This is a genomic window from Rhodococcus sp. IEGM 1406, assembly GCF_030056745.1.
Lineage (GTDB): Bacteria > Actinomycetota > Actinomycetes > Mycobacteriales > Mycobacteriaceae > Rhodococcus_F > Rhodococcus_F erythropolis.
In genome coordinates, this window is the sequence record NZ_JASHKO010000005.1 from 306,849 (window position 1) to 325,178 (window position 18,330).

Annotated in this window: 18 protein-coding genes; 10 read left to right on the forward strand and 8 right to left on the reverse strand. The window is 62.5% G+C overall.

Translation table 11 applies throughout. The features are described 5' to 3' along the window. Positions 1-51 precede the first annotated feature (51 nt). From QM596_RS23450 to atzF, 4 genes are all read left to right on the forward strand, one after another. Positions 52-858: an SDR family NAD(P)-dependent oxidoreductase gene (locus QM596_RS23450; RefSeq protein ID WP_182261784.1), complete on the forward strand. Its 807-nt coding sequence runs from the start codon at positions 52-54 to the stop codon at positions 856-858. Continuing rightward, positions 855-1,388 (forward strand): carboxymuconolactone decarboxylase family protein, encoded by a 534-nt coding sequence (locus tag QM596_RS23455; RefSeq protein ID WP_019744457.1) that lies wholly within the window; start codon positions 855-857, stop codon positions 1,386-1,388. Before QM596_RS23450 ends, QM596_RS23455 begins: the two co-directional genes overlap by 4 nt. A 76-nt stretch (positions 1,389-1,464) precedes the next feature. Next, on the forward strand, positions 1,465-2,166 hold the full coding sequence (locus QM596_RS23460) for a GntR family transcriptional regulator (RefSeq protein ID WP_283310009.1): 702 nt from the start codon (positions 1,465-1,467) through the stop codon (positions 2,164-2,166). 17 nt (positions 2,167-2,183) lie between these two features. Further along, positions 2,184-3,893, forward strand: coding sequence for an allophanate hydrolase (atzF, locus tag QM596_RS23465; RefSeq protein WP_283310010.1), 1,710 nt, complete (start codon positions 2,184-2,186; stop codon positions 3,891-3,893). A 3-nt stretch (positions 3,894-3,896) separates the two neighbouring features. Here atzF and QM596_RS23470 read toward each other — a convergent pair whose 3' ends face one another. After that, a complete protein-coding gene (locus tag QM596_RS23470; RefSeq protein ID WP_019744460.1) occupies positions 3,897-4,472 on the reverse strand; it encodes a TetR family transcriptional regulator in 576 nt (191 codons plus the stop codon). Positions 4,473-4,540: 68 nt separating this feature from the next. On the opposite strand from QM596_RS23470, the gene QM596_RS23475 reads away from it, so the two are divergent. Further along, positions 4,541-6,142 (forward strand): MFS transporter, encoded by a 1,602-nt coding sequence (locus QM596_RS23475; RefSeq protein WP_003941517.1) that lies wholly within the window; start codon positions 4,541-4,543, stop codon positions 6,140-6,142. Positions 6,143-6,194: 52 nt separating this feature from the next. On the opposite strand, the gene QM596_RS23480 is transcribed toward QM596_RS23475, so the two are convergent. Then, positions 6,195-7,046: an SDR family oxidoreductase gene (locus QM596_RS23480; RefSeq protein ID WP_021343373.1), complete on the reverse strand. Its 852-nt coding sequence runs from the start codon at positions 7,044-7,046 to the stop codon at positions 6,195-6,197. A gap of 118 nt (positions 7,047-7,164) precedes the next feature. On the opposite strand from QM596_RS23480, the gene QM596_RS23485 reads away from it, so the two are divergent. Then, entirely contained in the window at positions 7,165-7,614 is a 450-nt protein-coding gene (locus QM596_RS23485) for a winged helix-turn-helix transcriptional regulator (protein ID WP_007735410.1), read from the forward strand. On the opposite strand, the gene QM596_RS23490 is transcribed toward QM596_RS23485, so the two are convergent. From QM596_RS23490 to QM596_RS23500, 3 genes are all read right to left on the reverse strand, one after another. Beyond that, positions 7,590-8,582, reverse strand: a complete 993-nt coding sequence (locus tag QM596_RS23490; protein WP_019744462.1) for an iron-siderophore ABC transporter substrate-binding protein — start codon at positions 8,580-8,582, stop codon at positions 7,590-7,592. The genes QM596_RS23485 and QM596_RS23490 overlap by 25 nt on opposite strands. A gap of 183 nt (positions 8,583-8,765) precedes the next feature. Continuing rightward, positions 8,766-10,169, reverse strand: a complete 1,404-nt coding sequence (lpdA, locus tag QM596_RS23495; protein ID WP_003941477.1) for a dihydrolipoyl dehydrogenase — start codon at positions 10,167-10,169, stop codon at positions 8,766-8,768. Between the two features lie 49 nt (positions 10,170-10,218). Continuing rightward, a complete protein-coding gene (locus QM596_RS23500; RefSeq protein WP_502943432.1) occupies positions 10,219-11,094 on the reverse strand; it encodes a dipeptidase in 876 nt (291 codons plus the stop codon). A 344-nt stretch (positions 11,095-11,438) separates the two neighbouring features. Here QM596_RS23500 and QM596_RS23505 point away from each other — a divergent pair, with 344 nt between their 5' ends. The 3 genes from QM596_RS23505 to QM596_RS23515 all read left to right on the forward strand — a co-directional run bounded on the left by QM596_RS23505 (position 11,439) and on the right by QM596_RS23515 (position 15,896). Further along, on the forward strand, positions 11,439-12,488 hold the full coding sequence (locus tag QM596_RS23505) for an alpha/beta hydrolase (protein ID WP_007733735.1): 1,050 nt from the start codon (positions 11,439-11,441) through the stop codon (positions 12,486-12,488). A gap of 255 nt (positions 12,489-12,743) precedes the next feature. Further along, entirely contained in the window at positions 12,744-13,760 is a 1,017-nt protein-coding gene (locus QM596_RS23510; RefSeq protein ID WP_003941485.1) for an alpha/beta hydrolase, read from the forward strand. 84 nt (positions 13,761-13,844) lie between these two features. Next, on the forward strand, positions 13,845-15,896 hold the full coding sequence (locus QM596_RS23515) for a prolyl oligopeptidase family serine peptidase (RefSeq protein ID WP_283310013.1): 2,052 nt from the start codon (positions 13,845-13,847) through the stop codon (positions 15,894-15,896). A gap of 4 nt (positions 15,897-15,900) precedes the next feature. Here the strand turns inward: QM596_RS23515 and QM596_RS23520 are convergent, their stop codons facing one another. Together QM596_RS23520 and ppk2 are read right to left on the reverse strand one after the other, a co-directional pair. Further along, positions 15,901-16,734, reverse strand: coding sequence for an alpha/beta hydrolase family protein (locus QM596_RS23520; protein WP_283310015.1), 834 nt, complete (start codon positions 16,732-16,734; stop codon positions 15,901-15,903). A gap of 51 nt (positions 16,735-16,785) precedes the next feature. Beyond that, entirely contained in the window at positions 16,786-17,700 is a 915-nt protein-coding gene (gene ppk2, locus QM596_RS23525) for a polyphosphate kinase 2 (protein ID WP_024487730.1), read from the reverse strand. Positions 17,701-17,845: 145 nt separating this feature from the next. Here ppk2 and QM596_RS23530 point away from each other — a divergent pair, with 145 nt between their 5' ends. Further along, positions 17,846-18,049: a PspC domain-containing protein gene (locus QM596_RS23530; protein WP_003941534.1), complete on the forward strand. Its 204-nt coding sequence runs from the start codon at positions 17,846-17,848 to the stop codon at positions 18,047-18,049. Between the two features lie 56 nt (positions 18,050-18,105). Here the strand turns inward: QM596_RS23530 and QM596_RS23535 are convergent, their stop codons facing one another. Next, positions 18,106-18,234 carry a hypothetical protein gene (locus tag QM596_RS23535; protein ID WP_256261640.1) on the reverse strand — a complete coding sequence of 43 codons (129 nt, stop codon included), beginning with the start codon at positions 18,232-18,234 and terminating at the stop codon, positions 18,106-18,108. Between the last annotated feature and the right edge of the window lie 96 nt (positions 18,235-18,330).

Genomic DNA, 18,330 nt, shown 5'->3' on the forward strand with positions numbered 1-18,330 from the left:
GGCGGTGTTAGCGTCGGAGGACCAGAAGGTAACTGCGTAGGGACACAGCACATGGGTAAGAGCGAGGCGGGCAAGGCCGAATCGGCCAAGAGCAGTGGCGACGATCTGACGGGTCGGCGCATCCTGATCACCGGCGCTGCCCGCAATATCGGTTCTTCGCTGGCCAGACGCCTGTACGACCGTGGCGCGTCCGTGGGACTGCTCGGCCTCGAGCCGGAACTTCTCGAGCAAGTCGCCACTTCCTGCGGCCGCGCGCCGTGGCAGTTGTGCGATGTCGCCGATCTCGAGCAGGTATCTCGCGGCGTCAGCTACATCGCTGAGCAACTGGGAGGCATCGACGTCGTCGTGGCCAATGCCGGCGTCGAGGCGAATTCGTCGATCCTCGGCGGAGACGTCGAAGACATGCGTCGCGCAGTCGAAGTCAACCTCATGGGCACGTACTACACCCTGCGCGCAGCGGGTCCCCACATCAGTCACGAAGATGGTTACGCCCTGGTGGTCGCCTCGGCCCACGGCGCGGCGAAGCACCCGTTCCGCGGACCGTTCGGTGCTTCGCGCGCCGGCGTCGAAGCGTTGGGCGACGCGTTGCGCCTGGAAATGAAACACCTTGGTACCAAGGTGGGCGTCGCGTATATCGGAGACATCGACACCGATACCACCGCACTCTCTTTCGACGGCGCTCGCGGAACCCTCGCCAGCGCCGGCACCACGACCGTCGCCGACGCCGTCGACGCGTTCGAGCGCGGTATCGTCGGCCGGAAGTCACGCGTACACGCGCCCCGCCGCAGCGCTGCGGTTCGCCACATCGCGCAACGAGCTATCGACCTCCGTCCCTCTCACATCCGTGGAGTCGCATGAACCCCCGCATCCCGCCCGGCCGATTCAAGGACCTCGGTCCGATCAACTGGGGAATCTGGCGTGTCCTGTCGAAGGCTGCCGGAGCACCCGATGCGCATCTGTTCAGCACCTTGGGGCGCACGGGTGGACTCTTCCGCGGTTGGCTGCACTACTCCGGCTCACTCATGCCCGGCGGCAAGATCTCTCGCCACGACACCGAACTGATCATCCTGCGGGTCGCGCACCTGCGGGACTGCGGTTACGAGATGGATCACCACATCAGGCTCGGCCGCAAAGCCGGAATCGACGCAGAAGAACTGGCCCGAATCATCGAGGGCCCTGGCGCTTCCGAGTTGAGTCCGCGTCACCGTGCGATCTTGACTGCGGTCGACGAGCTGGTCACCACCAAGGACATCACCGACAACACGTGGGGAACGCTCTCGCAGCATCTCGACGATCGTCGGCTGATCGAATTCACCTTGCTGGTCACTCAGTACGACGGCCTGGCCACCACGATCGGAACCTTGCGGGTTCAGCGCGACTTCTCCTGAAGTTCCGCGGCGGCCGTAACTCAGCTCTTACCCGAAGACATCTGGACGAAACACCTGATCAATAGCGTATACAGGTATGTCGACAGGGATGAACACGGCGCCGGAGCCACTGCGTGAGGTGGTCTACCGGGAACTACGCACCGAACTGGTCAACGGGACCATCGGGTTCGATCAACGCCTGACGGAACCGAAACTCTCCACGCGTTTCGGCATTTCTCGCACACCAGTACGGGAAGCGTTGACGATGCTGTGCGCCGATGGACTCCTGCGCCGGGAAGAATACGGGTTCTCCGCCGTGCGCCCGAGCATCCCGCGGATCCGAGACCTGTACGAGCTCCGAATCACTCTGGAACTACAAGGAATTACCCGGGCGATCGCAGATCCGACGATCCGGCACGACCGAACAATCCTCGACGACGAATTGGTGCGGTGGCGTGCCCTGGCTCTCGATCCGCCCGCTCAGGAACCGGGGTTCGTCGAACTGGACGAGGAATTCCACGTCGCCGTACTGAGTGCGTCGGGAAACAATGAACTGGTCGCGTCGCTGCTGTCGGTGAATTCCCGTATCCGGCACGTTCGGATGTACGACTTCATGGTCAACGGCCGCATCGACACCTCGATCGCGGAGCACATTCGAATCCTCGAAGAACTACGTGCCGGCAATCTGCCCGAGGCCCGCACGCTTTTGCACCAGCACATCGGCGAGTCTCTCGACGTCGTCCTCGACCGGGTGACCCGCGCGATCACCGCGCTCTCACTCGCCAACATCACGGACTGATCGGAGCAGTACACACCATGACCATCGCAGCAGAAGTTTTCACCCCGACAGCCCGGGTCGAGCAGGCATTCCAGCGGATCGAGGAAGTAGATCGCCCCGAAATCTGGATCACGTTGCGCCGCAAGGAAGATGTGCTTGCCGATGCCGCCTCGGCCGAAGCCAGACTCGCCGCAGGCGAGCACCTTCCCCTGGCTGGGCGCCTGGTCGCCGTCAAGGACAACGTCGACGTCGCCGGTCTGCCGACCACAGCGGCGTGCCCCGAATTCGCTTATGCGCCGGACGAAACTGCCAGTGCCGTTGCGCGGTTGATCGAGCACGGAGCTGTTGTTCTGGGGAAGACCAATCTGGACCAGTTCGCCACCGGACTGGTCGGAACGCGTAGTCCGCACGGAGCCGTTCGCTGCGCCTGGGACGAGAAGTTGATCTCGGGCGGTAGTAGCTCCGGATCCGCCGTCGCCGTGGCACTGGGGATTGCGGATATCGGAATCGGCACCGATACTGCCGGTTCCGGCCGGGTACCGGCGGCATTTCACGGGATCTACGGACTCAAGCTCTCGCTCGGCGTCATTCCCGTCCACGGAGTAGTGCCCGCCTGCATCGACTACGACGCTCTGACGGTGTTCGCCGGCGACCTCGAATCGGCAACCGCGGCAGCGGCAATCATGGTCGGCCACGAACCTCGAGATCCCCGCAGCCGCGTCTGGCCTTCCGACGTTCGTCTCGCGGCGGCGCCGAATCCCCGCGTCGCGGTCCCCCGAATCGAGGATCTCGCTCAACTTAGCCCGTCGTATCTGGCAGCATTTCAGGACACTGTGACAGCTCTGGTAGCCGGCGGCGCCGAGACCGAGACCGTCGACATCTCCGGGCTGCTCGACGCGGCCCGATTGCTCTACGACGGCGCCGTGGTGGCGCAGCGGTACGCCGCTGCCGGCGAGTTCCTCGAAACTCGTCCTGCCGGAGCAGATCCCGCGGTGTCCGACATCGTGCTCGGCGCGAAGCACCCCACCGGATACCAGCTAGTCGACGATCTCGACGCTCTCACCCACGCCAAGGCTGCCGCCCGGGAACTCCTCGCCGGGTTCGACGCCCTACTGCTTCCCACCACCACCGAACATCCGACCATCGCTGCCGTGACCGAGGATCCATTCGGAATCAACCGCCGGATGGGAACTTTCACCAACTTCTGCAACCTGCTCGACATGGCGGCCGTCGCGGCGCCCGGACACCGCACTGCCGAAGATCACCCGTTCGGCGTCATGTTCGTCGTACCCGCTTTCGACGACCAGATCGCCATCGACCTCGCTGCGCGACTCGGTGGTGTGCCTTCACCCGCCCTCGTCAATACCGGAATCGACCTCGCAGTATTCGGCGCTCACCTGCGCGGGCAACCCCTCAACACACAGTTGGTCGACCTCGGCGCGCGGTACGTCGAAACCGTCACGACCTCGGATGCCTACCGGCTCTTCGCTCTCGACACGACGCCACCGAAGCCCGGCCTGGTACGCCGTGGCCCTGGACTCGGCGCACCGGTCGTCGGCGAGATCTTCCGGATCTCACCGGCTGGCCTGGGAACGTTTCTCGCCGCCTTGCCCGCGCCGATGGCGCTCACCAGCGTCGAGTTATCGGACGGCAGAACGACAGTCGGTTTCAGCTGCACTCATGACGCCGTAAACGGCGCAGCTGACATCACCGGCTACGGCGGTTGGGCCGCGTACCTCTCTCGCTGACAGTCACGGCTTGCAGATTCGAGTGACGGCCTCGCGCACCACTTCACGGCGGCGCGCGATCTCGTCGGCGTCGACGTTCTGGTTGTCGGCCACACCGGGGGCCACGACCCAACCGAACACGAGGCCGAACAGCATCGTGATCAGGTCCTGGGGATCCCAGTGCTTCGAGATGAGGCCGTCTTCTTGAGCCTTGCGGATCGTGGCCATTCGCGGAACCCAGCTGGAATGTTCCTCGGCCAGCTTCTTCATCCGTGGTGCCTCACCCTGCAATTGACCCCAGATCATCATCCGTTGAATCTGTGGTTTGGCGAGCATTGCGTCGAACAGTTCGACGGCATGCGCGGGCATGTCTTCACCGGTGAACTCGACAGACTCCATCGCCTGCTCGAAGTCGACGTCGAGCACCGCGTGGAACAACGCGACCTTGTCACCGAAATAGGCGTAGAGGCGCTCCTTACTGGCGTTTCCGTTCTTCGCAATCCGATCGATGCGCGCACCGGCAAGCCCGTAGGTGCCGAATTCTTCTTGCGCAGCGTCGAGGATTCGCTGTTTTGTCGCGGTCACGTCAGTGGGAGCCATAGTGATGATGGTAACCGAACGAACTATTTCGTTTGACTCACCTGAGAAGGCTGGAATACCTTTTTCCAATGACTACCACGTCCCACGTCGACGGCGGCACTCTGCCACCGATCCCGGCTGTCTCCGAGAATCCGAATCATCAACGTCGCTGGCTGGTGCTCTGCATCGTCGCGTTCGCTCAACTCATGGTGGTGCTCGACGGCACCATCGTCTCCATCGCCCTGCCGGCAGCCCAGGAGGAACTGGGCATCAGCGACCTTGACCGCGCGTGGGTGGTCACGTCGTACGCCTTGGCGTTCGGTGCGCTGCTGCTCCTCGGCGGACGTATCGCAGACTACTGGGGCCGAAAGCGATCCTTCATCGTCGGCATGGCGGGCTTCGCGGTTGCCTCCGGCATCGGCGGCATCGCGCAGAGCGGTATCGAACTGTTCATCGCCCGCGCCGGCCAGGGCGTCTTCGCAGCATTGCTCGCGCCCGCTGCGCTGTCGATGCTCACCACCACCTTCATCGGAGAGAAGGAGCGCGCCAAGGCTTTTGCCGTCTACGGCGCGATCTCCGGCGGTGGCGCTGCCATCGGCCTGCTCCTCGGTGGAGTGCTGACGCAGTACGTCGACTGGCGCTGGTGCCTGCTCGTCAACATCCCGATCGCGCTGATCGCCATCGCTGCAGCCGTCCCGATCGTCAAGGAAACCAAAGCGCACGGCGACACGAGCTACGACCTTCCCGGCGCTGTCCTCATCGCCCTGGGGCTCGGATCACTGGTCTACGGATTCACACGCGCCGAGCACGGCTGGGGTCAGGCGGACACTTTGCTGTTCATCGCACTGGGTCTGGTCTTCCTCGCGATCTTCGTGGTCGTCGAGAGCCGCAGCAAGAATCCGCTTCTACCGCTGAGCGTTCCGTGGCATCGTGATCGCGGCGCTGCTCTGATCGGCTCCATGCTGGTGGGCGCCGCCCTGCTCGGCGGCACGTTGTACCTGACGTTCTACCTGCAGATCGTGCTCGGATTCAGCCCGGTCATGGCCGGCGTCGGATCGCTGCCGATGGCATTCTTCATCGTCTTGGCGTCGACCATCGCAGCGCAGTTGTCCACCAAGATCGGCCCCAAGCCGCTCATGGTCGCCGGCCCGCTGGTGGCCGCAGTAGGACTGCTCATGCTGACCCAGATCGAGGTACACAGCTCCTACTGGACGCACGTGTTCCCCGGCCTCGCGATCTTCGGCTTCGGACTGGGCCTGCTGATGGTGCCGATGCAGAACCTCGCACTTATCGGTGTTCCCGACCACGACGCCGGCGCCGCCAGTGCCCTCGTCAACGCCACCCTGCAGATAGGCGGCGCACTCGGAACTGCACTGTTCACCACGATCTACGCTTCGGCAAAGTCGGCCTTCACCGCCGACAACGCGGCGCCGATCCCGCCGGAAGGCATTCCTGTCGACATGTCGAATGCGACCATCCCGACCGGGGACCAATTGGCGCTACTCCCCCAGCCGGTGCAGGACTTCGTCGCCTCGATGACGGACTACTTCTTCGGCGCCGAGGTATCCGGATACTCGGCCGCATTCGGTTGGGCGGCAATCCTGTTGGCGATCATCGCACCGGTAGTGCTGGTTCTGGTCCGCGCCAAGAAGGGTGATCTGCCCGCCGAGGGTGCAGTCCACATGGGATAACCCCCTGTGCGCCTTTATTAACCGCCCGCGGTTAATAAAGGCGCACAGCAGGTCAGGCCTTCCTCAACACCTCAGCCACCGGAGCGCTGCTGCGGCCGATCAACTTCTGCAGGTCACCAGACTCAGTGTCCAACGCCCCCTTGGCAATTGCAGCATCGGAATCCGCGAGAATCTCTGCGACCGGGGCAGGCAGGCCGACGCTCTCGAGAATCCCCTTGTATGCGTCCTCGCTCACGAACTGGTACGCGACAGGCTTGCCTGCAAATTCGCTGATCTTCTCGGCCAATTCGGCGTAGGTGAGCCTCTCGTCACCGCCCAACTCGTACACTGCACCTTCATGACCATCGGTGGTCGCGACTACTGCTGCGGCGTCGGCGTAATCCGCACGCGCCGCAGCCGCGATCTTGCCTTCCGCTCCCGCACCGACCAGTGCGCCGCGTTCGATCACACCGGCCAGGTCGTTGGTGAAGTTCTCCCAGTACCAACCGTTGCGCAACAGCGCGAACGGAATACCGCTCCGAGTGAGCACGTCCTCGGTCGCCTTGTGCTCGGCAGCAAGCTTCATCGGCGTGTCCTGAGCATTCAAGATGCTCGTGTAGGCGATGAATCCGACGCCGGCAGCCTTCGCCGCGTCGATGATGTTGGTGTGTTGCGCGAGCCGTGACCCCACTTCACTTCCCGAGATCAGCACCAGCTTGTCGACGCCCGCCAATGCGGTTTCCAACGCCGAGGCATCGGCATAGTCCGCTTGACGTACAACTACTCCGCGGGCGGCGAGGCTTTCCGCCTTCTGTGGATTGCGGACGACTGCGACGATGTCGGACGCGGCGGTTCCCCGCTCGATCAACGACTCGACTACCAGTTGTCCGAGGTTTCCGGTTGCGCCGGTGACTGCAATGCTCATGCGAACTCCCGATCCAGGTTGAAGCGTAAATGCGTTCTGCAACCATCATGCACTTATTTTTCGTAAGTGCAACACGTCGAGTTAGCGCTATGGGATCGTGCAGTAGTAGCCTGGGTTCATGACCAGCACCGACTCACCTTCACGTGCTGCCCAGACCCCTGATCCGAATGCCGACGTCGTGGACCCAACGCTCGAGGCTGACGTCTTCGCTCGCGGGTGCAACTCTCGGGCGGCATTGCAGAATGCAACCGGACGCTGGGGCGCACTCGCGCTGGCGGCATTGAACGAGGGCCCGTACCGGTTCAGTGCCCTGCGCCGACGCGTCGACGGAGTCAGCGAGCGCATGCTCTCGCAGACCCTGCAAACACTCGAGCGGGATGGCCTCGTGCACCGTGAGGTACTCGAAACCATCCCGCCCAAAGTGGAATACAGCCTGACCGAACTCGGCGCCGACGTCGCCGCAAAGATCACGGCCCTGATCGAACTACTCGAATCGCAGGTGCCGAAAATCGTTGCGTCACAAGCGTCGTACGACGCTCGGAATCAGCTCAACTTGTCCGAAAGCTGAGCGATGAACTCGTCGAATGCGTAGGGAACGCTCAGCACCGTCGGAGCGGACGTAGCCATCGCGTAGTCCATTCCGACCAGACGAACCAGACGGCCGTTCGACACCGAGGTCATGTTCGCGAACGGACCGAAGGACATCAGCTTGTCCAGGTTGGTGCCGTCGGCGTCGACGAGAATGAAGACGTCGGCGTCGAGTGTGTCGATGGATTCCATGCCCACGGACACCGAACTGTCGCCGGAAGTGCACACTGCGTCGACACCGGGCGAGGTCTTCACCCCGAGCTGGCCGAGAAGACGGATCCGCGGGTCGGTGCCGCAGAAGACGATCAGGCCCTCGTCGGTGCGCATTGCATACGTTGCGGTTTTGCCCTGGAACTGTGGGTGATCAGCGGCCTGCTTCTCGAAGTACGCCCCGGTCTCGTCGATCAGCGTCTGAGCCTGCTCCGGCTGTCCGAGCGCTGCACCGATCATGCTCATCTGCTTGTCCCACGCCGTATCCCACGGCTGGTCGGGGAACGCGACGGTCGGCGCGATGTCACTGAGACGCTTGTACTCGCCCTCGTCGATGCCGGAGTAGACGGCGAGGATCACGTCGGGATCGAGCCCGAGGATCTGCTCGAACGGGATATCGGGATTGGTCGTCATGAGAACGGGCTTGGCACCGTTCAGACGCGAAGCGTCCCAGGGCAGGATGTTGTTCTCGATGCCGTCGCCGGAGAAGCTCTCCATGGCGACCGGAACCTTGTTCAGCGCGATCACCGCATCCTGGCCACTCCATCCGATGGTCACGATGCGCATAGGCTCCGCGTCGATCGTCGTCGAACCGTAGGCGTGGTCGACGGTCACGGGGAACGCCCCCGCCTCGGCGGCACCCGAAGCTTCGGTGTCCGATCCGGAGTCACCTGAGGTTCCACAGGCGGAGAGCGTCAGCGCGACGCAAGCCGCGAGCAGTACGGAACGAGTTTTCATGAGTGGTCCTTCGAAAGCCGGATGGTCGACTCGGGACGCTAATGCGTTGCGCGCCTACACCCCGACTCGAAGGCCTCAGATGGCGGTTTCGCAACACAACTCGACACAAAAGACGAAAAACCCCGTGTGCCTTTCCGGTAGTGCGAACTACCGAAAAGGCGCACGGGGCCGAAGGCCCTGCCGTCAGAAGTTGATCATGTGGCCGGCGAGGCCGTGGATCGCTTCCTGCAGTGCCTCACTGAGTGTGGGGTGGGTGTGGACGTTGCGTGCCAACTCGTTGACCGTGAGGTCCCACTTCTGGGCCAAGGTCAGCTCGGGCAGCAGTTCCGAAACATCCGGTCCAATGAGGTGCCCACCGAGCAGTTCGCCGTACTTCTTGTCGGCGATCAGCTTGACGAAACCGGTCGGGTCACCGAGACCGTGTGCCTTGCCGTTGGCAGCGAACGGGAAGTTCGCGACCTTGACGTCGTAGCCCTCGGCCTTGGCCTGCTCCTCGGTCAACCCGAACGAGGCGACCTGCGGCTGGCAGAACGTCGCACGGGGCATCATCCGGTAGTCACCGAGCGTCTGCGTCTCCGCGCCGCCGATGGTCTCGGCAGCGACGACGGCCTGAGCTTCCGCGACGTGAGCGAGCTGCAGCTTGGCGGTGACGTCACCGATGGCGAAGATGTGCGGGACGTTGGTGCGCATGTAGTCGTCGATCGCGATGGCGCCGCGATCGGTCAACGCGACACCGGTGTTCTCGAGGCCGAAGCCCTCCACGCGCGGTGCGAAGCCGACGGACTGCAAAACCTTGTCGACGACCACGGTCTCGATCTCACCGGACTTGTTGTCCTTGATCGAGACGGTGACCTTGCTGCCGTCGTCGCTGATGGACTGCACAGCGGCACCGGTCTTGATGGTGACGCCGAGCTTCTTGTATTGCTTGGCGATTTCCTTCGAGACATCGGCGTCCTCGTTGGGCAGTGCCCGATCGAGGAACTCGACGATCGTGACGTCGACTCCGTAGTTCTTGAGGACGTAACCGAACTCCATGCCGATCGCGCCGGCACCGACGATGAGGATCGAACCCGGAAGGTCACGGGTGAGGATCTGCTCTTCGTAGGTCACGACGTTCTCGCTCAGCGAGGTGCCCGGCAGCAGCTTGGTGTACGAACCCGTCGCGATGATCGCGTTGTCGAACGTGATCGTCTCGGTGCCACCCTTGCTCAGCTCCACGCTGATGGTGTTGGCGTCGACGAACGTGCCCTTGCCGTCGTACTCCGGGATCTTGTTCTTCTTCATCAAGAAGTGAATGCCCTTGACTCGCCCGTCCGCGACCTTGCGGCTGCGATCGAAAGCGGAGCCGAAATCGAAGGACACGTCTCCGGACATGCCGAACGTCTTCGCTTCTTTCGTGAAGATGTGCGCGAGTTCGGCGTTACGGAGAAGCGCCTTGGACGGAATGCAGCCGACATTCAGGCATACACCGCCCCAGTACTTCTGCTCGATGATGGCGGTGCTCAGGCCCAGTTGTGCCGCGCGGATAGCAGCGACGTACCCACCGGGGCCGGCTCCGAGGACAACGACGTCATAGTGTGAGGTCACGATTCACCAGGGTAGTCCTGCATCGTTTCGCTGTCCCCAGATGGTCGCATTACCCGTCGGTAGCCCACACTTCTCGGGCAACTCGGGCGAAATTTCCGCCGTACACGGCCTCGATCGACGGCTCGTCGAAGCCCCGGTCACGCAATACCTGATCAAGTGTCAGCACGTCCTCCGGAGGAGTCCACTGCAGTGGCCCCCACGCGGTGTACGCCTCGGAGAACGACGACGGGTTCTGCTCGATCTCTTCGCGGAAGTCATCGGCGTCGAAGGAGAAGTCGGAGCCGATCCCGACATGATCGATGCCGACGAGTCCCACAGCCTCTTCGATGTGGTCGGCCATCGCGGACAGCCGAGTCTGGTCGTCATCCGGTCCGTTGACGCCGAGGAATATGCCCACGCCGTTGACCCCGATTACGCCGCCGGTCTCCGCACACGCTCTGGCCTGATCGTCGGTGATGTTGCGCCGATGCTCCCACAACCTTCGGAGATTCGAGTGGCTGTAGATCATTGCTCGCTGGGTGATAGCTGAGATGTCCAACCCCGTCTGTACCGAACAATGTGAGCCGTCGACCGTCATTCCGACGCGATTCATCTCGGCAACCAGGTCACGGCCGTATCCACTCAACCCCGTGTCCGCCAGGTCCAAGCAGCCGCAGCCGGCAGCGTTCATGTAGTTATACGTCGGCAACATCGAGCGGACTCCGAGGTCGTAGAAGTACGAGACGTTGGCCAGGTCTCCCTCCAGCGGATTCGAGTCTTCCAGGTCGAAGGCCAGGGCGATTCCGCCGGACTCCTGAATCTCCACGACGCCGTCGACGCTGAAGACAGGGGTGATCTCCGGGAACTCGACCCGCGCCTGCCACGCGAAACTCTTGGCGATTGCCGTCGAGTCCGCGCGAGTCTGCGGCGAGTAACCGACGTTCACCGAAACGTAACTCCCCGCTGGGCGCTGATATCGGAGAAGATCTTCGACAGACGCGTTCGACTGCAGAGGTAGGCAACAATGTTGTTCCCATAGTGGATATGTCCGGTTCACTCACTAATCCCGTCGATGATCAGGGAAATTCACCTGAAACTGGTCGTACGTTCAGCAAATCTCTGGTTCACTGGCGGATAACGCACCGATGCGGTAGAACTTACAAGACTCACACGCCCTGTACCTATCGACAGAGCATGTACCCAGCATGAATTCCCGTACGGGAACAGCAACAAAGGACCGTTCACTCCTGGGCGGATTCGAAGGAATTTTAGGTGGAGGTTTCTGAACGTATGCGTGCTCGCACTTTCAAGCGTGGCCGTCTGGTCGCCGCTGTAGCCGCAGTATCCGTGCTGCCGATGCTGATCAGCCCTGCCGTGTCGTCCGCAGGCGGAGATCCGTCGACCACCACGGCAACTGTTGCCAAGGCAAACACAACGGGTTCCAAGCTCTCGAGCCGCACGGACAACGGGCGCATCGCCACCATCAAGGTGTACTCCCCTTCCATGGAACGCGATATTCCGCTCGAGGTCATCCTCCCGGCAGACGGCAGCGAACCCCGCCCGACGCTCTACCTGCTCAACGGTGCAGGCGGCGGCGAAGACCGGGCGACGTGGCAGCGCCAGACCGACGTCAACGAGTTCTTCGCTGACAAGAACGTCAACGTCGTCACCCCGCTCGAAGGTGCATTCAGCTACTACACCGACTGGGTGAACGACGACCCGTCCCTCGGCCGTCAGAAGTGGCAGACGTTCCTGACCCAGGAACTCCCGCCCGTCATCGACGCCGAGTTCAACACCAACGGCGTCCAGTCGATCTCCGCGATCTCGATGACCGCGACCTCGGTCCTCAACCTCGCCATCGCAGCTCCGGGCCTCTACAAGGGCGTCGGTGCATACAGCGGATGCGCCGAGACCAGCACACCGGTCGGCCAGTCCTCCATCGAACTGGTTGTGGGCATGCGCGGCGACGCTGACGTGACCAACATGTGGGGCCCCCTCGACGGCCAGGGCTGGATCGACAACGACCCCGTCGTCAACGCCGAGAAGCTCCGCGGCACCGAGCTCTTCATCTCCACCGGCTCCGGACTCCCCGGCCCGCACGACACCCTGAACAACGAGGCGATCAACGGACAGGTCGGCACACTCGCCAACCAGGTGATCGTCGGCGGCGTCATCGAGGCAGCAGTCAACTACTGCACCCACAACCTCGCCTACCGCCTCAACGATCTCAAGATCCCGGCCACCTTCGACTTCAAGCCGACCGGCACCCACTCGTGGGGCTACTGGGAAGACGATCTCCACAACTCCTGGCCGATGCTCGCTCGTTCGATGGGCATCTGACCGAAATCGTTCCGACTCGACCCCGCTCCCTGCACTTCCGGGAGCGGGGTCGAGTGCTTGTCTGGGCCGATTCGGGGGTTAATTCGGGGGTTAATTCCGGGGCCAATTCAATTGTCAGGCAATCGAATCGCGTCACTTTCTGCGCCCGCTCTGCTTTACTGACACATAACAAAAAGTGAACCTGTTCCAGTAAGGGCTCACAGGCACTTCGATCCGTTCCGGATCCGAAGACATTCAGGTGGAGGATCCGAACGTATGCGTGCTCGAATTTTCAAGCGTGGCAGTGTGATCGCAGCTCTCGCAGTGGCCACGGTGCTGCCGATGCTGATCAGTCCGGCGACAGCTTCTGCGGGCGGTGACACGTCCGGATCGCACGTCGTGAGCAACACCAAGACCGGCGACCGCAAGGTCACCATCTCGGTCTTCTCCCCGGCGATGGATCGCAACATCCCGCTCGAGGTCATCCTCCCCGCAGATGGCAGCGAACCCCGCCCGACGCTCTACCTGCTCAACGGTGCAGGCGGCGGCGAAGACTCGGCGACCTGGCAACGCAAGACCGACGTCATGAACTTCTTCCAGGACAAGAACGTCAACGTCGTCACTCCACTCGAAGGCGCGTTCAGCTATTACACCGACTGGGTGAACGACGATCCGGTTCTCGGTCGCCAGAAGTGGCAGACGTTCCTGACCAAGGAACTCCCGCCCGTCATCGACGCCGAGTTCAACACCAACAAGGTCCAGTCGATCTCCGCGATCTCCATGACCGCGACCTCGGTCCTCAACCTCGCCATCGCAGCTCCCGGCCTCTACAAGGGCGTCGGTGCATACAGCGGATGCGCCGAGACCAGCACCCCCGTCGGTCAGAGTGCGATCGAACTTGTCACAGGTACCCGCGGCGGAGCTGACATCACCAACATGTGGGGCCCCCTCGACGGCCAGGGCTGGAAGGACAACGATCCAGTCCTCAACGCCGAGAAGCTCCGCGGCACCGAACTCTACGTCTCCACCGGCTCGGGACTCCCCGGCCCACACGACACTCTCGCCAACCCCGCGATCAACGGTCAGGTCGGTGCGCTCGCCAACCAGGCGATCGTCGGCGGCGTCATCGAGGCAGCGGTCAACTACTGCACCCACAACCTCGCCTACCGCCTGAGCGATCTGAAGATCCCGGCCACCTTCGACTTCAAGCCGACCGGCACCCACTCGTGGGGCTACTGGCAGGACGATCTCCACAACTCCTGGCCGATGCTCGCTCACTCCCTGGGCGTCTGACCCGATTCGTTCTCACTCGACCCCGCTCCAGTGTTTCGGGAGCGGGGTCGAGTGCTGTCGGGAGCGAGCAGTAAGAATGGACGTATGACTTCCGATCAGCAGCCCACCACCGGCGACGACCCCTACCTCTGGCTCGAAGACGTGACCGGTGAGTCTGCACTCGATTGGGTCCGTCAGCACAATGCCGTGACCGAGGAGCAGCTCACCGACAACGAGCGCTTCGATCGACTGCAGAGCGACGTGCGCGAGATCCTCGATACCGACGCGCGAATCCCCTACGTCCGCCGTCGAGGTGAGTTCCTCTACAACTTCTGGCGCGACAGCACCCACGTTCGCGGATTGTGGCGACGCACGACGTTCGATCAGTACGTCACCGACGACCCGGAATGGGACGTCCTGGTCGACCTCGACGCCCTGGCCGAGGCCGAGGGCGAGAACTGGGTCTGGAAGGGCACGCAACTTCTACGGCCACACCGCAACCGTGCATTGATCAGCCTCTCCCGCGGCGGGGCAGACGCGGCGGTCGTTCGCGAGTTCGACATCGACAAGCGTGAGTTCCTCGCTCCCGAGGGCGAGAATCCCGGCTTCTACCTTCCCGAGGCCAAGACCGACATCGACTGGATCGACATCGATACCGTCTACGTCGGAACGGATATCGGACCAGGGTCGCTCACCGATTCCGGATATCCCCGTCTGGCCCAGCGGTGGAAGCGCGGCACTCCCCTCTCCAGCGCCGAGACCGTCTACGAGGGCCAGGCCACGGACGTGGCCATCTCGGCTTCGCACGATCCGACGCCCGGGTTCGAACGGGACTTCGTCACTCGCTCGGTCGATTTCTACAACTCTCAGCATTTCGAAGTTCGCCCCGACGGTGAACTGGTGCTCGTGGACGTCCCCGAGGACGCCGGGATCTCGATTCACCACGAGTGGTTGTTGATCCGCACCAAGTCCGTGTGGTCCGTCGAGGACACCGAATATCCGACCGGCGCACTGCTTGCCATCCGTTACGACGATTTCCTTGCCGGCTCACGAGCACTGACATCGATCTTCGAACCCGACGCACATTCCTCGCTCGAGCACTACACCTGGACACGCGATCATCTGATTCTGGTGGTCCTGACCGACGTGCGCACGACGCTGCGAATCCTGACGCCGGGCGAAAACGGCTGGGAGGATCGACCTTTCGAAGGGCTTCCAGAACTGACCAGTATCGAAATTCTCGACACCGACCCCGATGTCAGCAATGAATACTTCGTCAACTCGAGTGGATACACCTCCCCTGCAACTCTTTTACACGGCGTGATCGGCGAAACCGAACCCACTGCCCTCAAGCAGGCTCCCTCGTTCTTCGACGCCGAGGGCATCACCACGGAGCAGTTCTTCGCCACCTCTGCCGACGGCACCCAAGTTCCGTACTTCGTGGTGCGCAGTCCGCGTAGCGAGCCCGGCCCCACCCTGCTCTACGGGTACGGCGGATTCGAGATCTCGCTGACACCGTCGTACAGCGGTTCTCTGGGCCGTGCCTGGCTGACGCAGGGCGGAACCTATGTGGTTGCGAACATTCGTGGTGGCGGCGAGTACGGACCCGGTTGGCACACACAGGTTCTCAAGGCCGGGCGCCACAAGGTGCACGAAGACTTTGCTGCCGTCGCGAGAGACCTCGTCGAACGCGGAATCACGACCCCGGATCTTCTGGCAGCTCAGGGCGGAAGCAACGGCGGCCTGCTGATGGGCATCATGCTGACCAAGTACCCCGAACTCTTCGGCGCCATCGTCTGCCAGGTCCCGCTGCTGGACATGCGCCGATTCCATCTCCTACTGGCCGGCGCTTCCTGGATGGCCGAATACGGTGACCCCGATGTCCCCGAGGAGTGGGCATTCATCTCGGAGTACTCGCCGTATCAGAACCTCGACGCCGCCGCGTCGTACCCACCGATCCTGATCGCGACATCCACCCGCGACGACCGCGTCCACCCCGCACATGCCCGCAAGATGGCCGCACGGCTGGAAGAGCTGGGAAAGCCGGTGCTGTATTTCGAAAACATCGAGGGTGGCCACGGCGGCGCCGCGGACAATGTTCAGCTGGCCTTCAAGACCGCGCTGACCTACGAGTTCCTCTGGCAGAAGCTCGGCTGATCTTTCAGCGGTCGCGCAACCACGCGACGACGCGCTCGCTCGCAGCGGTGGGATTGCGTATCCAACCGTTGTGACCGAGTGGTTCGTCGATGTGCGTCATCGTCACTTGGGCCCCGGAGAGCTTGTCCACCAGGTTCTTTGCCGACCGGCGTGGAGCGAGATCGTCCCCTTCGATCGTGATCGACAGAACCGGCAAGGTCAGGCGAGCGATCCGCTCCTCGTAGTCGATATCCGCACCGACGGGTTCCATGCGACCGGTCCTGGCGAACCGGGCCCAATCGGTGATCAGTACTTTCGACTGTCGACCGAAGCCGCCGACGTTGACCCGGTCTCCAGGCCAGAAGCCGGCAATGTTGGCTGTCACCGACATCGCGGACGAACCCAGATAGAGTCCGGGCGCACGGATTCCGGGGAATCCGCGGTGATACGGCGATCCGGAGGCAACCAGGATCAGTCCGCCGAGCCGGCCCCGAATCCTGGACGCGTACATGACCCCGATCTGGCCGCCCATGCTGTGCCCCATCAGAAATGGTGTGCTGGCCGGAAACCGCTCACGCACCACCTCGAACGTCGCCGGACAATCGATCGAGACCAGTTCCTGATATCCGAAAACACTCGACGCGCTCGGGCGCGGTTTGCTGTCACCTTGGCCACGCAGTTCACCGATGGCCGCATTGAAGCCGGCTTCGACCAGGGCCTGCGCCACCGGATCGTAGAACCCGGCGGGAACTCCGAGCCCGGGCAACATCACCACCACGGGTGCGTCGTCGTTCGGTCCGGGAAACAGACGGATCGGGGTCACGGTGCCGTCGGGGAGTTGGATCGGTACGGTCTCCATTCAACTCACACTAACCACCCACGCCGCGGATGGGCAGAGCCCACGCGCCGACTATTCGAGGCTTCCCACGATCAGCGGATCCGGAGTACCCACGATCTCGTAATCCTTGTTGTCGTAATCGAACTGACTGAGCACGTGACGCATCGCGTTTATCCGCGCGCGTTTCTTGTCATTGCTCTTGATGACGGTCCACGGAGCGGTGTCGGTATCGGTGAACCGAATCATCTCTTCCTTCGCCGCCGTGTACGCATCCCACTTGTCCAGAGAAGCGATGTCCATCGGCGAAAGCTTCCACTGCCGAACGGGATCGACCTGTCTGATCGCGAACCGCGTGCGCTGCTCCAGCGGTGAAACCGAGAACCAGAACTTGATCAAGCTGATGCCGTCGTCGACGAGCATCTGCTCGAACAACGGCACCTGGCGCAGAAAACGCTCGTGCTCCTCGTCGGTGCAGAAGCCCATGACCCGCTCGACCCCGGCCCGGTTGTACCAAGACCGATCGAACATCACCAGTTCCCCGGCTGCGGGAAGGTGCTGCACATAGCGCTGGAAGTACCACTGCGTCGACTCGCGAGCCGACGGCTTCTCCAGCGCGACGACGCGAGCGCCACGAGGATTGAGGTGCTCCATGAATCGTTTGATCGTTCCGCCCTTGCCGGCAGCGTCGCGTCCTTCGAACACGATGGCGTGCCGTGCGCCGGTTTCTTTCGACCAGTTCTGCAGCTTGAGGAGTTCGATCTGCAGCAGACGCTTGGACATTTCGTACTCGTCCCGAGGCATCCGTGCGTCGTACGGGTAGCCCTCCCGCCAGGTGTCGACCTCGAAACCGTCCGGCGACGTCAGCAGCACCGGATCGTCGTCGTCATTGTCGTCGACGGTGAAGGCGGCGGTGTCGGCCAGATCGACGGCGGTCGAGAGATCCGCGAAGGCGCTGAGGAACGGTCGGCGTTCTGCTAAATCGGTCACCGCCGACAAGTTAGTCTCCCGCAGCAACCGTTCGGTGAAGCTGGGATGAACTACCGGGGTATGACACGACGGGCTCAAAAGATCAGGGTGCAGATGGGGGTCGTCCCCGATGGTTCCTGATGCGATCTCGCTTCAGAATTGAAGCATGACATTCGAAAGCAACACACCTCGCCCCTTCACCCGTTCCAACGACAAGAAAATGTTCGCCGGAGTGTGCGGCGGGATTGCAGATTACTTCGGCGCCGACGTCAATCTTGTCCGTCTACTCGCCGTTATCGCCGCTATTTGCACGGGTGGAACCGCGGCATTGGTATATCTCGCCGCCTGGATGCTCATGCCATTAGGGTGAGAATTCCGGCAATTCACATGGCGAGAATTACGCGCCGACAAAAGGTATTTCGGGGCCTACGCGCCAACACGAGCAGGCCCCGAAATCGACAATCTACTTGACGGCCAGGCCACTGACGCGGCCCAATCCTGACCGATGATCGCATCGACCGAGCCGGCAGCGTCCGCGACGGCCCCTTCAAGCATGACGTTCTCCATTAGACGTTCAGTGGTTCACTTGGGACGAGGAAATGACGCCAATCCGAAAACTCAGGGAATGACAGGCGGCGTAAAGCCGGGGGT

What these genes read in the sequence shown, in the direction of transcription:
- QM596_RS23450 (WP_182261784.1), top strand. Translation starts at nt 52, where the DNA reads ATGGGTAAGAGCGAGGCGGGCAAGGCCGAATCGGCCAAGAGCAGTGGC.
- QM596_RS23455 (WP_019744457.1), top strand. Translation starts at nt 855, where the DNA reads ATGAACCCCCGCATCCCGCCCGGCCGATTCAAGGACCTCGGTCCGATC.
- QM596_RS23460 (WP_283310009.1), top strand. Translation starts at nt 1,465, where the DNA reads ATGTCGACAGGGATGAACACGGCGCCGGAGCCACTGCGTGAGGTGGTC.
- atzF (WP_283310010.1), top strand. Translation starts at nt 2,184, where the DNA reads ATGACCATCGCAGCAGAAGTTTTCACCCCGACAGCCCGGGTCGAGCAG.
- QM596_RS23470 (WP_019744460.1), bottom strand. Translation starts at nt 4,472, where the DNA reads ATGGCTCCCACTGACGTGACCGCGACAAAACAGCGAATCCTCGACGCT.
- QM596_RS23475 (WP_003941517.1), top strand. Translation starts at nt 4,541, where the DNA reads ATGACTACCACGTCCCACGTCGACGGCGGCACTCTGCCACCGATCCCG.
- QM596_RS23480 (WP_021343373.1), bottom strand. Translation starts at nt 7,046, where the DNA reads ATGAGCATTGCAGTCACCGGCGCAACCGGAAACCTCGGACAACTGGTA.
- QM596_RS23485 (WP_007735410.1), top strand. Translation starts at nt 7,165, where the DNA reads ATGACCAGCACCGACTCACCTTCACGTGCTGCCCAGACCCCTGATCCG.
- QM596_RS23490 (WP_019744462.1), bottom strand. Translation starts at nt 8,582, where the DNA reads ATGAAAACTCGTTCCGTACTGCTCGCGGCTTGCGTCGCGCTGACGCTC.
- QM596_RS23505 (WP_007733735.1), top strand. Translation starts at nt 11,439, where the DNA reads ATGCGTGCTCGCACTTTCAAGCGTGGCCGTCTGGTCGCCGCTGTAGCC.
- QM596_RS23510 (WP_003941485.1), top strand. Translation starts at nt 12,744, where the DNA reads ATGCGTGCTCGAATTTTCAAGCGTGGCAGTGTGATCGCAGCTCTCGCA.
- QM596_RS23515 (WP_283310013.1), top strand. Translation starts at nt 13,845, where the DNA reads ATGACTTCCGATCAGCAGCCCACCACCGGCGACGACCCCTACCTCTGG.
- QM596_RS23520 (WP_283310015.1), bottom strand. Translation starts at nt 16,734, where the DNA reads ATGGAGACCGTACCGATCCAACTCCCCGACGGCACCGTGACCCCGATC.
- QM596_RS23530 (WP_003941534.1), top strand. Translation starts at nt 17,846, where the DNA reads ATGACATTCGAAAGCAACACACCTCGCCCCTTCACCCGTTCCAACGAC.
- QM596_RS23535 (WP_256261640.1), bottom strand. Translation starts at nt 18,234, where the DNA reads ATGCTTGAAGGGGCCGTCGCGGACGCTGCCGGCTCGGTCGATGCGATC.